Source organism: Bordetella bronchialis (assembly GCF_001676705.1).
Lineage (GTDB): Bacteria > Pseudomonadota > Gammaproteobacteria > Burkholderiales > Burkholderiaceae_B > Bordetella_C > Bordetella_C bronchialis.
This window is the reverse complement of sequence record NZ_CP016170.1, coordinates 2,520,982-2,535,205: the sequence shown is the minus strand read 5'-3', so window position 1 is coordinate 2,535,205 and position 14,224 is coordinate 2,520,982. Positions and strand designations below refer to the sequence as shown.

Below are 14,224 nucleotides of genomic sequence, written 5' to 3'. Positions count from 1 at the left end.
CTGGCTCCGCAGGGGAGCCAGGCAGGCCGGGCACCGCACATCCCCCACCCCCACACCGCCCGCCCCCACGAAGCCTACGCACCCCACCCGTCCCAGCGATCGCCCCTTCTGCACGTCGGAGTCCGCCGGGGGTGGTGCCTGTCCCGGACGGCCCGTCGGAGGGCGAGCGAGCGGACGTCGAAGGGAGCCGTGGCGCGGACACCATCAACCAGAACCACCCCCTTGAACGCCCGGCGGACGAGACGAGCGACGCGGTGTCCGGGGCCCGGGCCCCGGACCGCCCGACCGGGCCGGCCGGGACAGGCACCACCCCCGGCGGACGCCAATAGAACCCGAAACAGCCAACAGCACCCGAAACCGTCAACAGCACCCAAAACCGCCAACAGCACCCAAAACGGCAAATAGCACCGAAGCCCCCCACCCCGCAATCCCGCGCCAAATACCTCCCACCCTTGCAACCCCCACCCCCCGTCTCCATCTAAACTGCATCATTCTCAGCCCCACCCCGAGCCACAACATGAGCGCCAACCCCCTACTCGCCCCCGTCGAAGACCTGGTGGACTACGCCGCCATCAAACCCGGGCACATCGTGCCCGCGATGGACACCCTCCTGGACGCCGCCAGGCAAGCGGTAGACCGCGCCGCCGATCCGACCCTGCCCGCCACATGGGAAGCCGTCATCGAACCCCTGGATTCCAGCTCGGAACGCCTGTGGCGCGCCTGGTCCGTGGCAGGCCACCTGAACGCCGTCGTCAACACCCCCGAACTGCGCGAAGCCTATAACGCCGCCCTTCCCAAGGTCACGGAATTTTCCACCTGGGTCGGCCTGCACGAAGGCCTGTACAAGCAATACCAGCGCCTGCGCGCCAGCCCTGCCTTCGCCTCGTGGAGCCCGGTGCGGCAACGCGTCATCGACCTCGCCCTGCGCGACTTCCGCCTCAGCGGCGTCGAACTCCAGGGCGCCGACCGCGAGCGCTACGCCGAAATCTCCGACCGCGAAGCCCAGACTTCACAGAAATTCTCCGAAAACGTCCTCGACGCCATCGACGCCTGGTCCCTGCTCATCGAAGACCCGGCCCGCCTGGACGGCATCCCGGCCGATGTCCTGCAGGCCGCGCGCCAGGCCGCCGAAGCCGACGGCAAGGACGGCTGGAAACTGACGCTGAAGATGCCGTGCTATCTGCCCGTCATGCAGTACGCCCGCGATCGCGCCCTGCGCGAAACCTTGTACCGGGCCTATGGCACCGTGGCCTCCGAACAGGGTGACGGCAACTTCGACAACTCCCCGCTGATCGAAGAACTCCTCGCCCTGCGCGCCGAAGAATCGCGCCTGCTCGGCTTCCGCAATTTTGCCGAACTGCGCCTGCAAACCCGCATGGCGCGCAGCGCCGAACAAGTCGTCGCCTTCCTGCGCGACCTGGCCGCCCGTGCGCGGCCCTATGCCGAGCGCGACCTTGCCCAACTGCGCGACTACGCGCACCGGGAACTCGGCATGGACGACCTCCAGCCCTGGGACATCCCCTATGCCTCCGAACGCATGCGCGAGGCCCGCTACGCCTACTCCGAAGACGAGATCAAGCAGTATTTCACCGAGCCACGCGTCCTGGCCGGCCTATTCGAAGTCATCGAAACCCTCTTCACCGTACGCCTGCGGGAATTTCCCGTCTCGGCCTGGCATGCGGACGTGCGTGGCGTGCGCGTCGAACGTCCCGATGGAGAACTCGTCGGCTATTTGTACCTGGACCTCTACGCGCGCGCCGGCAAGCAAGGCGGCGCCTGGGTCGACAGCGAGCGCAGCCGCCGTCTGGCCGCCGGCACCTTGCACACGCCTGTCGCCTATCTGACCTGCAACTTCTCGCGTCCGAACGGCGGCAAGGCCGCGCTGCTCACGCACGATGATGTCATCACCCTCTTTCACGAAACCGGCCATGCCCTGCATGCCCTGCTCTCTGAAGTCGACGAACCTGGCGCCGCGGCCTTCGCCAGCGTGGAATGGGACGCCATCGAACTGCCCTCGCAGTTCATGGAAAACTTCTGCTGGGAATGGCCGGTGGTCCAGCGCCTGTCCGCCCACGTGGACACCGGCGAGCCGCTGCCGCGCGCGCTGTACGACAAGCTGAAGGCGGCGCGCAACTTCCAGAGCGGGATGCAGACCGTACGGCAGATCGAGTTCGCGCTGTTCGACATGCTGCTGCACGACCGGCCCGAGGGCGGCAGCATTCAATCGGTGCTGGACCTGCTGGGCGAAGTCCGCCGCGAAGTCGCGGTACTGATTCCGCCGGCCTGGCATCGCATGCCGCACAGTTTCTCCCACCTTTTCGCCGGGGGCTACGGCGCCGGGTACTACAGCTACAAGTGGGCGGAAGTCCTGTCGGCCGACGCCTACGAGGCGTTCGAGGAAGCGGCCCAAGGCGGCGAACAGGGCACCTTGGACGCCGCCACCGGCGCACGCTTCCGGCGCGAGATCCTGGCGGTCGGGGGCGCCCGTCCCGCCGCGGACTCCTTCAAGGCCTTCCGTGGCCGGGAACCGCGCATCGACGCCTTGCTGCGACACAGCGGCATGACTGCCCTGCAGGAGTAATGCCATGCGCGCCCTTGCCTCGCAGCGATCGCTCAACCCGCGCCCGGCGCTGTCCTGGCTCCCGGCATTGCGGGCCGGGCTCCTGCGGCTTTTCGCCGCCGCGGCCGTCCTGCTGGGCGCCGCCGCCCATGCCGCGACCCAGCCGGCGGTCTACGACATCCACGGCCACCTGCCCGATCTGAAATTCACACTGTCCGGCGCACAGGGGCATACCGTCAGCCAGGACGACGTCAAAGGCAAGACGGTATTGCTGTTCTTCGGCTACGCCAGTTGCCCCGACGTCTGCCCGACCACCATGGCGCAACTGGCCGATGTGATGAACCGACTGGGCCAGGATGCCGCCGAGGTGCGCATCCTGTTCGTCAGCGTGGACCCGCATCGCGATACGCCGGACGGATTGCAAGCTTATGTGAACGCGTTCAACAGCAATGCCATCGGGCTGACCGGCAGCGAGCGGCAGATCGCCGATGTCGCCCGGCGATATCGCGTCTCGTACCAGATCGACAAGCCCAGGCCCGGCGCCGATCCCGACAGCTATAACGTGACGCACAGCCGCGGCGTGTATGTGTTCGACCGAGACGGCGAAGCACGCCTGCTGCTGTCCGACAGCAGCTCTACCGACCAGATCGTTGATGCACTGCGGAAGCTGATCGGCCCGGCGCGGCAATAAAACAACAGGGCAATTTGTTGTTACATGACGTGCACGATCGCCGCTTGCGGCCGCCGCTATCATGCCCGTGTTGCGGTTTCCCTTTGAACGCGTATCGAAACGGAAGGAGCACGTATGGACATCATCATCATGATCATCGTGGGTTTCATCGTCGGGCTGATCGCACGTGCGCTCATGCCGGGCGACCAATCCATGGGCATCATCCTGACGACGATTCTGGGCATCGTCGGCGCCGTGGTCGCCGGGTTCCTGGGACGGACGCTGGGCTGGTATGCCGCGGGAGAACCGGCCGGGTGGATCGCCTCGGTCATCGGCGCGATCATCGTATTGTTCGTGGTGGGCATGTTCACGCGACGCCGCGCCTAGACCGCTGCCGCGCCAGGTCCTGGCCGGGGCCCCTCAGGGCCTGCCGCCGCGGCGCGCCTCGATGCTGTCGCACCCCAAAAGCCGGACGCCTGCTCCGCTTTTGGGGTGTTTTTCATGGCGTCACAGCGGTATGTCCAGGGCCGTCAGAACCGTCTGCGTGGGCGTGGCCATGTCGGGACTTCGGACGCTGGGCTGGAACAAGCGATCGAACACCATCGTCTTGTAGATGGCCTTCTGGTTGTCCACGTCGATGATCGGATTGTTGGCGTCCGGATAGCGCACCGTATATTCGGGCGGGGTGTCGAACGAAAAGACATCGCCCGGTGCCGGCGCGCCGTACATCCCGGCACGCAGGCCTTCCGCCTCGACCACCGTGCCGCGCTCGTCGTACGGACGCGGCGCGGATTTTTCCCCGGTGCGCTGGTTTTCGACGGTGTAGGTCAGAAGGGATAGGCCGTCCGCGCCTTCCGTCCGGCCGAACTCGACGCGGAAAGGTCCGTTCGCCTGGACGCTGGCCTTGTCGCCATAGACCGCGGCCGATCCCTTGTTGCCAACATAGGGCCACACCCCTTCGTACGCGACACGCAGGTCGAAGTACGGCTCGCCAGCACGGAAACCGGCATCGATGCTGTCCGGATCGAATTGGCGTTCTATCCATTTCTCGGCCCAGGCTCGATCGCGCGTGCGTCCCTGCGTGGCCTCCGACGCCACGACGCGGTCGATCAAGGCTTCGTAGTTGCCGGAGGCCTTCAGGCGCTGTACGGCGGCCTGAGTCAGGGCGTCGTGCAGGCCGCTTTTCTTGGCTTCGGCGACGACATAATCCAGCGTGGCCTGCCGTACGCCTACCCGATCGGCCGCGGGCGACGTGGGGCCGAGTGCCGGGTCCGCGTCCATGCGGCGGATGGCTGCGTTCAGTTCCGTTTCGGCGCGCTTGATCAGGCCGACGTTCTCGCGCAGATCCAGGATGTCGTGCCATCGGGCAAGCAGCCTCGCCTGGGCATCGGGCATCGGCGTAACAGGCTGGCCACCGGCCTTGGCAGGCGCGCCGGCGCCACTCGCCGCATCCAACGGGGGACTCAGCAGGCGCGCCTGGCGCGCCCGATATGAGGCCAGGGCCTGCGCGGCGCCATCCAGCTCTTCACGCGGCGCAAGGGGTGCCGCGTTGGCGGCATGGGGAAGAGCCGGAATGGCGTTGACTGTGGCGACAGACATTGTGTACTCCTTGTCTTGCACCAAAAGCGATGCGCCGGTTGGTGTTCCCGGGCGGCCCGTCGTTCGCCAAGATGACGTCCGATTTCCGCGAGCCCGCCAAATTTGCTCCGCATCCGGTCAACGCGGCTCGCGACCGCAAAACGAGGGATAAATTGCGCCGCCCCGCGAAGGAATCAATCACGGAGGAAACGCACGCACGCACCATCGGCAGTCGTGGCATTGTTCTTTCGGGCGATGCGCGCATCACCGATCTCCATGGAATTAACCGATGCCCGACAGTAATCTTCCCATCGCCTCCCGCATCCCTTATCAAGCCCCTCTTCAGCCGCTCCCGCAGGACGCGGACACGGCGGCATTCCGGTCCGCCGCCACGCCCCCCAGGTCGCGCGCGTCACTCGACCGCGCGCCCGTGGGGTCGGATACGCGCGCCTTTGCCGCGAGGCCGGCCTCGCGGCTCACGAGCGCCGACAATGATGGTGCTCCGATCCGACACGCTCCAGGGCGCCCGCAGGGCGGCCATATCGGCAGCCTGCACGCTTCGCTCAGGCTGCGGCGGGCCGGCCCGGAAACCAGGTTCACCGATGCCCAGGCATCCCCGCTGGGCCGCAGCGCCAGCGTCGGCAGCGGCGATAGCGGCCGTCATGGCATAAGCCATGGCACCCGCCATGGCAGCCCGCACGGCGCCGGCCATTGCAGCGCGGAAAGCCTGGCCAGCAGCGGCTATCACAGCGCGAGCAACGCCACCTCCTTGTCCTCGCCCTACAACAGCCACGGCAGCCTGGCCGACAGCCCTTCCGTCGCGGCGGCGTCCCTATGTGGACTCGACGAAGCGATGGAATCGCTGGCCCACGCCATGCACGGGTTCGCGTCGGCGGACCCGCGCGCGTCCGGGCACACGCGCACGAGCCGGCCGGCCACACGCTCGCCGGCCCAGGAAACGCCAGCCAATTCCCGCGCGGCACAGGCAAGCCCGGTGGCGGACATCCCTGCCGGCATGCATGGCGCGCAGCAGGTCGGCAAGTGGTTATCCGGCACGCCTCCCCTGGCGCGCTCGCAGGCCATACGCATCGCGACGGACGCCCTGTTGATCGAATGCGCGCTGCCGGAGGACGGCGCCGCCGCTGGCGCGCGGGCGGCCATGGACGACGAATCGCCGCGCGATACCCATGCCGCGCCGGATGGCGGCGACCTGCTGCGACTGGGCGGGGACCTGTACGCCGCGGTCTTCGGACAAGGCGCCGGCTGGGCCGCGCGCGCGGCCTGGGCGATGGTACGCGCCGCGGCGGAACTGGCAAGCGGGGCCCGCAAGGACGACATCGATATCGCATTCGTACAGTTGGGACTTGGTCACGCCATCGATAACGCGGTCCGCCCGGATGCGCCCGCGGCAGGCCAGGGCGCCGATGTCGCCGCGCAGCTGGAGATGCTCGATGCCGTCCGGCAACTGCGCGCCTGGGGCGGTCCTCGGCGCGAGCAGCTGGAGCAAGCCCTGGACGATATCCTGCAAGAGGTCGGCACGCCCAAGCTGCGCCGCATCACTGAATCGATCGCCGATGTGGTGGTGGAAATGGCGGACGAAGCCTACAAGCGGCGGCTGATCGCCACGCTCCTGGCGGCGGACGAACGTGACGATGCCGCGGCCGTGCATGCGGCGTTCCAGCAGCTGTACAGGCTGGACCGGTCTTCCGCGACGCACTACGAGTCAGGGGTGGAACGCTGCCTGACATTTATCAGAACCCTGCCCCAACCGCTACAGGCCAGCTTCGTGGACGCCCTGGTTCCGGCGGGCGACAAGGGAACGGACGACACGGCCGCGCGGGGCCTGCGTGCCTACGCCGGCCTCATGCGCGCGGACCAGCCGCCGTTCGACCAGTTGTCCGCCGCGCTGCGCTACGACCAGCGCAAAGTCATGACCGACATGATGGCCGCGGCCGCTACCTTGCGCGGCGACCAATCCAACGTAGTACCGCTGGTCGATACCGTGAAGCGCGCGCCACAGGGCGGCGCGCCCGGCGTCGCGCAACCGGCGCGCGTGGCACCGCTGCGGACCATCGCGCAGGCAATAAGGCGCTACTTCCGCCCCACCGCGCTGGATCGGGCGGAAAGGAAAATCGCCCAGGCACTGAAGCGGCAGACCGCGTCCGCGACCCGCGACGCGGATCCCGCGACCGCCTACCGCCTGGCGGCACAAGCCTACGTCGCTACGCTGCCACAGAAAGAGCGCCTGGCCCTGCACCGCATGACGACCCCCTACGAATTCCTGAAGATCGACGCAGGGGAACGCGCGCGCATGGTGGCGATCCACACCGCGCTGGAACGGGACCGCAAGCTGCACGAGGCCTTTATTCCTTCCGTCGTCAACTTCCTTGACGCCCTCAACGCCGATAACAGCGATGACTTCGTGGACGCACTGGATCAATTGACCTACGAGATCAACCTGACCAGCGGACCCGCGGAAGCAAGGGATCTGTGCGAAGCCGCGGCCCGGCATCGTGCCGTGCGAGACATGCTTGCCAGCCACCGCCATGCACGGGATACGGCGGCTCGCCATGAGCGAAATATCGAAGCCGTCTTGCTTGCCCGGGGCCATCGCGACGCGCGCAGCGAAACGATGAGGCTGCTGCCCGCGCTACGCGCCATGACTGACGTACTGGGATAAGAAAGCGCCGTCGCCCAAGCAGGGAGGGCGGCGTGGGTGGCCAGTGCAGGGGCCCCGGTTGCGCCTTGACGGCCGCAACCGCGCCTCTTGCGTCCTACGCCGCGTTCGCCAGCGCCGCGCCGTGCTGACGCACCTGCGCATCGGCATCCCGCAGCGCGGTGCGCAGTCCCTCTTCCACCACGGGATGGTAGAAGGGCATTTCCAGCATGCGGGCCACGGTCAGCTCCTGCTGCAGGGACCAGGCCAGCAGGTGCGCCAGGTGCTCGACACTGGGCCCCGCCATTTCCGCGCCCAGGAACCGGCCCGTGGCGCGATCCGCGTACACATGCAGGCGGCCTTTGTTCTTAAGCATGACGCGCGAACGTCCCTGGTTGCCGAAGTCCACCTCGCCGGTCACGTAGGTCCCTTCCGGCAGCCGGTTATAGGGCGTGCCCACAATCGCGATCTGCGGATCGGAGAACACCACCGCCATGGGAGCGCGGCGCCGGCCGGCCTTGACGTTGGGAAAACGCGCCGCGTTCTCGCCGGCGATCCGGCCTTCGTCCGCCGCTTCGTGCAACAGCGGCAGATCGCCGTTCGCGTCGCCCGCGATGAAGATGGGCGTATCGCCCGCCTGCATCGTGTAGCGGTCGTATTCCGGGATGCCGGACGCGTGCAGCTTCAGGCTGGTGTTCTGCAACGCCAGTCCACCCAGATTGGCGCGGCGGCCGGTCGCGACGAGCGCATAGTCGAAATGCTCGACGCGTTCGGTATTGTCCAGGGCGACATAGCGCACCCGCACCCGGTCGCCGTCGCGCGTCGTTTCCAGCACCCGCGCATCCGGATCCAGGTAGAACTCTTCCTGGAAGGCCTTGCGGGCGCTTTGGCGCACGGCGGGATCGGTGATGCCGCCCAGGCTGCCGCTGACGCCGAACACGCGTACGCGCACGCCCAGCCGCGACAGCGCCTGGCCGAGCTCCAAGCCGATAACGCCAGGCCCGAAGACCGCGACGCTGCCGGGCAGATCGTCCCAATAAAAAACGTCATCGTTGACGACCAGGCGATCGCCCAGGGCCTGGAAAGGCGGCGGTACCGCGGGCGTGGACCCCGTGGCGATCACCACGCTGGCCGCGTGCACCTCGACATCGTCGTTGACGCGCAGCACCGTATCGGAGACAAAGCGCGCGTAGCCACGCAGCTTGTCCTCGGCGGGAATGGTTTCCACGCCCTCCAGGACGAAACCGACGAAGCGGTCGCGCTCGCGCTTGACACGGTCCATGACCTCGCGCCCGTCCACACGAACCTTGCCGTCCACATGGACGCCGAAGGGGGCCCCGTGCGCGGCGGCATGCGCGGCCTCCGCCGCCGCGATCAGCAGCTTGGAGGGCATGCAACCCACGCGGGCGCAGGTGGTGCCGTATTGCCCGCCCTCGATGATCAGGGCGCGCTTGCCCGCGGCCACGGCGGCACGGTAGGCCCCCAGGCCCGCCGTGCCGGCCCCGATCACGGCCACATCGGTATGCAAGGTTTTCATGCGTAATCCTTATGATGCTCGGATTGTTATTGGCAGGTCATGGACGCGCCGCGCCGGTCAGGCGAAATGCGCCTTCAGTTCTTCCAGGCCACCGACCAGCGAACCGTTGATGAACACCTGGGGCGCGGTGGCCTTGCCCGAGATGGCGCCGATGACGCGGCCGCGCACTTTGTTCTCCAGCGGGATATCGATGGGCGCGTAGCCTTTGCTTTCCAGCAGCGCCTTGGCCTCGATGCAGAACGGGCAACCCGGCTTCGAGAACACCACCACCTGATCGGGCTTGCGGGCCTCCGGCGCGATGTAGTTCAACATGGTGTCGGCATCGGACACTTCGAAGGGGTCGCCTTCTTTTTCCGGCTCGATGAACATCTTTTCGACCACGCCGTCGCGCACCAGCATGGAATAGCGCCAGCTGCGCTTGCCGAAGCCCAGGTCGCGCTTGTCGACCAGCATGCCCATGCCTTCGGTGAAGTCGCCGTTGCCGTCAGGCAGCAGGGTGATGTTGGCGCACTCCTGGTCCTTGGCCCATTCGTTCATGACGAAAGTGTCGTTGACCGACACGCAGACGATGCTGTCCACGCCGTTCGCGAACAGGGCCGGCGCCAGTTCGTTATAGCGCGGCAGATGGGTGGACGAGCAGGTGGGCGTGAAGGCGCCGGGCAGCGAAAAAACCACCACGGTCTTGTTCTTGAATATGTCGTCGCTGGACACCTGCTTCCAGGCATTGTTCTCGCGGACGGGGAACGTCACGTTCGGGACGCGTTGTCCTTCGCGGGCTTGCAGCATCGGTAAATCTCCTGTTCGGGTTGGGGGCGCGAACGCCATGAAGGAATAATAAATATCATCTATCGGTATATCAAATTTAATTATTCTTATTAATTGATAGCCTGCTTCAATGACGCCCGCCGGGGAGCCGCCTATGCCGGCGTGGGCGTGTAGCCGGCGCCGCGTATCGCGCCCTCCACCAGCGGTTTGTCGTCCGTGCCCGTCACCGTCACGCGGTGGTTGGGCAGATCGGCCCGGACCTGCGCCCCGGGAAGCGCCTGGGTGACGGCGCGGGTGATTGTCTGGACGCAATGCTCGCAAGACATGTCGGGAACCTGATATTGCAAGACCATGATGACTCCTTCAAGTAAGACCCTGCCCACGCAGTGGCGGTTATGCCGGCGGGCGGCCTGGGAATAGGTGTTAGGCTATACCTTCCCACTATGGGAAGGTCAAGGCGGGGACTGCCGCTTGACCTTCCCATCATGGGAAGGATCAGACTGCCAAGCATAGACTTTGCGGATGGAAACCCCTATGAATGCCACTCTCGCCGACGGCACCGCCGTGGACCTGGCCATCGAAGGCATGAGCTGCGCCTCCTGCGTCAAGCGGGTGGAGAACGCCCTGGCGGCCGTACCCGGCGTGCGCGGCGCCAGCGTCAACCTGGCCACCGAACGCGCCCACGTCCAGTTCGACCGCGCCGCCAGCGTGCTGCCGGACGCCCTGGTAGAGGCGGTGGGCAAGGTGGGCTATGGCGCCCGTCCGGTCACCAGCGGCCAGGACCACGCGGCCGCCCAGGCGGCGGCTCGCGACGCCGAGACCCGTGTCCTGGCGCGCCGCTTTGCCGCCGCCCTGCTGCTGACCCTGCCGGTTTTCCTGCTGGAGATGGGCGGCCATCTGTTTCCGGCGGTGCACCACGCCCTGGACATATATATAGGGTCCACGCGGCTGTGGCTGTTGCAATGGGCCTTGACGACCGCGGTGCTGGCCGGACCGGGCCGCATGTTTTTCGTCAAAGGCGGCGCCATGCTGGCCCGCCGCGCGCCGGACATGAACTCGCTGGTCGCGGTGGGCGCCGGCAGCGCCTGGCTTTACTCCACCGTTGCCACCTTCGCCCCTGGCTGGCTGCCGGAGGACGCGCGCCATGTGTATTTCGAGGCCGCCGCCGTCATCGTGACGCTCATCCTGCTTGGACGCCTGCTGGAAGCCCGCGCCAAGGGCAGGACCGGCGCCGCCATCGCGCGGCTGGCCTCGCTGCAGCCGCGCCAGGCCCGGGTGCTGCGTGGTGACGATACGGTGGATGTGCCCATCGAGGCGGTGCGGCCCGGGGACGTGGTGCGCATCCGCCCCGGCGAGAAAATCCCCGTCGACGGCACGGTGCTGGAAGGGGCGTCCTTCGTGGACGAATCCATGATCACCGGCGAACCGATTCCCGCGGAAAGAACCACGGGCGACGCCGTCACGGGCGGGACACTTAATACACAGGGCAGCCTGACGGTGCGGGTCACCCGCACCGGCGCCGACACCGCGCTCGCCCGCATCGCCCGCATGGTGCAGGACGCCCAGGGCGCCAAGTTGCCCATCCAGGGCCTGGTGGACCGCATCACCTACCGGTTCGTGCCGGCCATCATGGCGATCGCCGCCCTGACGTTCTTCGCCTGGCTTGCGTTCGGCGCGGAGCCTGCCCTGCCGCAGGCCCTGGTGCACGCCGTGGCGGTGCTCATCGTTGCCTGCCCCTGCGCCATGGGACTGGCCACGCCCATGTCCATCATGGTGGGAACCGGCCGCGCCGCGGAGATGGGCGTCCTGTTCCGCCACGGAGATGCGCTGCAAAGCCTGCGCGACGTCAGGACAGTGGCCTTCGACAAGACGGGCACGCTGACGCTGGGCAAGCCTACCCTGACCGGCGTGGCCACCGCCGCCGGCTTCGGGCGCGAAGAGATCCTTTCATGGACGGCGTCGCTACAGGCCGCCTCGGAACACCCCATCGCGTCGGCCATCGTGGCGGCGGCGCGCGAGGCCGGCGTAGCCATCGCGCCCGTGGACGGCTTTCTTGCCATTTCGGGGGCCGGCGTGCGTGGCGCCGTGCAGGGACGACAGCTGCTCGCCGGCGCGGAACGCCTGATGCGCGAGCAAGGCATCGATATCGCTCCCCTGGCCGGCCAGGCGGACGAGTGGGCGCGCGACGGCAAGACGGCGATCTACGTGGCCGTCGACGGAACGGCTGCCGCCGTCATGGCGGTCTCCGACCCCGTCCGTCCCACCTCGGCCAGCGCCATCGCGGCCCTGCGCGCGGCGGGCATCCGCACGGTGATGATCACCGGGGATAACCGGCATACGGCGCAGGCGGTGGCGCGCGTATTGGGCATCGATGACGTGCGCGCGGAAGTGCTGCCGGAGGGCAAGGTCGAGGCGGTGCGCGCCCTGCGCGCACACGCCGCCGGCGGGCCGGACGACGCATCGGGCGCCACCGCGCCCGGCGGCCCGCCCGGACCTGTCGCGGGCAAGACTGGGCCTCGTTCGCTGCTGGCCTTCGTCGGCGACGGCATCAACGACGCGCCGGCGCTGGCGGCGGCGGACGTGGGCATCGCCATCGGCACGGGCACCGACGTCGCCATCGACGCCGCGTCCGTGGTCTTGATGGCCGGCGATCCGGCCGGCGTCGCGCGCGCCATCGCGATCAGCCGCGCCACGTTGGCGAACATCCGGCAGAACCTGTTCTGGGCCTTCGTCTACAACGTCGCCCTGATTCCCCTGGCGGCCGGCATCCCGGCGTTGTTCCAGGGACCGTCGCTGTCGCCCGTGTTCGCCGCCGCGGCAATGGCCCTGTCCAGCCTTTTCGTGGTGGGCAACGCGCTGCGGCTGCGCGGACTGCGCGCCGCTTCCACTCCGGAGGTTAAGAGACCATGAATATCGGCCAGGCGGCAGCGGCATCCGGCATTACCGCCAAGATGATCCGCTACTACGAGAGCATAGGCCTGACGCAGGCCCCGCAACGCACCGACGCCGGCTATCGCATCTACGGCGATAACGACGTCCACACGCTGCGCTTCATACGGCGCGCCCGCGACCTGGGCTTCTCGGTGGACCAGATGCGCGACCTGCTGGCGCTATGGCGCGATCGCAGCCGCGCCAGCGGCGACGTCAAGCGCATTGCCATGGAACACGTGGCCGAACTCGAACGCAAGGCGCGCGAACTGCAGCAGATGGCCGATACGCTGCATCACCTGGCCGACCATTGCCATGGCGACCGGCGACCGGAGTGCCCCATCATGGATGAACTGGCCGGCCGCTGACGGTCGTGGTCAGGCCCCCGTCCACTCGGACACGAACTCGTGGAAGTCCGGACGGGTCGCCGTGGGCACGGCGCACGCGGGGGTGCCGATCGCCAGGAAGCCCAGGAAGCGGTAGTCCAGCGGATCGAAGCCCAGCGCTTCCTGGACGGGCTCCAGGTAGGTGCCCAGGCCGGTGCTCCAGAATGCGCCGTAGCCCAGCATGTGCGCGGCATTCAGGATGTTCATCACCGAAGCGCCGGTGGCAAGCAACTGCTCCTGCTCCGGGATCTTGGTGTTGTCGTGGGCGATCTTCTGCGCCAGCGCGATCAGCACCGGCACGCCGGCCAGCCATTCGCGCACGGATTTTTCCTTTTCGGGCGTCATGCGCTTGTCGCCGCTGCGCTTGACCGCGTCCAGCGCGAGATCGGCGAAGCGGCCGATGGCCGAGCCGCGGATCAGCTTGAAGCGCCACGGGCGCAGGGAGCCGTGGTCCGGAGCGGACATGGCGGCTTGCAGCATCTGGTCCAGTTCCTCCGGACGCGGCGCGGGCGCCCTCAGGAATTTCATGGAGCGGCGCGTGTGCAGGGCATGTATGGGCGCGGAAACCGGCAGGGAGTCGGGCGCGGAAACGGGGGCGGTGGCGGATACGGATGTCATGGATGGGATGGAGAAAAAAGTCTGTGGCCGGCGGCGGCCGGGCTCAACCCAGATGGGTGTGGCGTTCGGGGCGCTCCTCGACCTGCATTTCCGCCAGGCCGTGGAGGATGCCACAGTCCTCCGCATGGGGCCGTGCCGACACGCAGCGCTGGCGCAAGGCCGACAACTGCCCCTTCAGGTGCATCAGTTCGGCGATCCGTTCATCGACGTGCCGGATGTGGTCTTCGAAGATCTCATTGATGGGACCGCAGTCGGCGGCCTGGCTGTCGGCCAGGCGAAGGATGGCGCGAATCTCGTCCTGGGTCATGTCCAGGGCGCGGCAGTTACGGATCAGCCGCAGCCGCTCCGCGTGCACGGGACCGTAGCTGCGGTAGTTGTTGGCGCCGCGCTCGGGGGCGGGTAACAAGCCTTCCTTTTCGTAGTATCGGACCGTCTCCACCGTCGTACCGGCGGCCTTGGCAAGTTCTCCGATCTTCATGGAGGCTCTCCTCTGGGTGGACTTGACCCTATAGTAACCCCAGGGTGT

The 14,224-nt window shown here is 67.5% G+C and carries 12 protein-coding genes; 6 read left to right on the top strand and 6 right to left on the bottom strand.

Translation table 11 applies throughout. The features are described 5' to 3' along the window. Positions 1-517 precede the first annotated feature (517 nt). The 3 genes from BAU06_RS11175 (at position 518) to BAU06_RS11165 (ending at position 3,617) form a co-directional block, all read left to right on the top strand. Positions 518-2,581, top strand: a complete 2,064-nt coding sequence (locus BAU06_RS11175) for a M3 family metallopeptidase (protein WP_066348894.1) — start codon at positions 518-520, stop codon at positions 2,579-2,581. A gap of 4 nt (positions 2,582-2,585) precedes the next feature. Then, the gene (locus BAU06_RS11170) at positions 2,586-3,251 is read left to right on the top strand and encodes an SCO family protein (RefSeq protein ID WP_082988151.1); all 666 of its coding nucleotides are present in this window, start codon (positions 2,586-2,588) and stop codon (positions 3,249-3,251) included. Between the two features lie 114 nt (positions 3,252-3,365). Next, positions 3,366-3,617 carry a GlsB/YeaQ/YmgE family stress response membrane protein gene (locus BAU06_RS11165; protein ID WP_066348892.1) on the top strand — a complete coding sequence of 84 codons (252 nt, stop codon included), beginning with the start codon at positions 3,366-3,368 and terminating at the stop codon, positions 3,615-3,617. Positions 3,618-3,737: 120 nt separating this feature from the next. On the opposite strand, the gene BAU06_RS11160 is transcribed toward BAU06_RS11165, so the two are convergent. After that, positions 3,738-4,829 carry a hypothetical protein gene (locus BAU06_RS11160; protein WP_066348888.1) on the bottom strand — a complete coding sequence of 364 codons (1,092 nt, stop codon included), beginning with the start codon at positions 4,827-4,829 and terminating at the stop codon, positions 3,738-3,740. A gap of 268 nt (positions 4,830-5,097) precedes the next feature. Between BAU06_RS11160 and BAU06_RS11155 the strand changes: the two genes are divergently transcribed. Beyond that, positions 5,098-7,488, top strand: coding sequence for a hypothetical protein (locus tag BAU06_RS11155; RefSeq protein ID WP_066348885.1), 2,391 nt, complete (start codon positions 5,098-5,100; stop codon positions 7,486-7,488). 94 nt (positions 7,489-7,582) lie between these two features. Here the strand turns inward: BAU06_RS11155 and BAU06_RS11150 are convergent, their stop codons facing one another. The 3 genes from BAU06_RS11150 to BAU06_RS11140 all read right to left on the bottom strand — a co-directional run bounded on the left by BAU06_RS11150 (position 7,583) and on the right by BAU06_RS11140 (position 10,119). Beyond that, positions 7,583-9,001, bottom strand: coding sequence for a dihydrolipoyl dehydrogenase (locus tag BAU06_RS11150; RefSeq protein ID WP_066348884.1), 1,419 nt, complete (start codon positions 8,999-9,001; stop codon positions 7,583-7,585). Between the two features lie 57 nt (positions 9,002-9,058). Further along, positions 9,059-9,787: a glutathione peroxidase gene (locus BAU06_RS11145; protein WP_066348882.1), complete on the bottom strand. Its 729-nt coding sequence runs from the start codon at positions 9,785-9,787 to the stop codon at positions 9,059-9,061. A 131-nt stretch (positions 9,788-9,918) separates the two neighbouring features. After that, positions 9,919-10,119, bottom strand: a complete 201-nt coding sequence (locus tag BAU06_RS11140; RefSeq protein ID WP_066348879.1) for a heavy-metal-associated domain-containing protein — start codon at positions 10,117-10,119, stop codon at positions 9,919-9,921. A 181-nt stretch (positions 10,120-10,300) separates the two neighbouring features. Here BAU06_RS11140 and BAU06_RS11135 point away from each other — a divergent pair, with 181 nt between their 5' ends. Then, entirely contained in the window at positions 10,301-12,676 is a 2,376-nt protein-coding gene (locus tag BAU06_RS11135; protein ID WP_197509491.1) for a heavy metal translocating P-type ATPase, read from the top strand. After that, a complete protein-coding gene (gene cueR / locus BAU06_RS11130) occupies positions 12,673-13,062 on the top strand; it encodes a Cu(I)-responsive transcriptional regulator (protein ID WP_066348867.1) in 390 nt (129 codons plus the stop codon). The genes BAU06_RS11135 and cueR overlap by 4 nt, the downstream gene beginning before the upstream one ends. Before the next feature lie 9 nt (positions 13,063-13,071). On the opposite strand, the gene BAU06_RS11125 is transcribed toward cueR, so the two are convergent. Next, on the bottom strand, positions 13,072-13,698 hold the full coding sequence (locus BAU06_RS11125; protein ID WP_066348865.1) for a nitroreductase family protein: 627 nt from the start codon (positions 13,696-13,698) through the stop codon (positions 13,072-13,074). 43 nt (positions 13,699-13,741) lie between these two features. Then, positions 13,742-14,176 (bottom strand): Cd(II)/Pb(II)-responsive transcriptional regulator, encoded by a 435-nt coding sequence (gene cadR / locus BAU06_RS11120; protein ID WP_066348858.1) that lies wholly within the window; start codon positions 14,174-14,176, stop codon positions 13,742-13,744. Between the last annotated feature and the right edge of the window lie 48 nt (positions 14,177-14,224).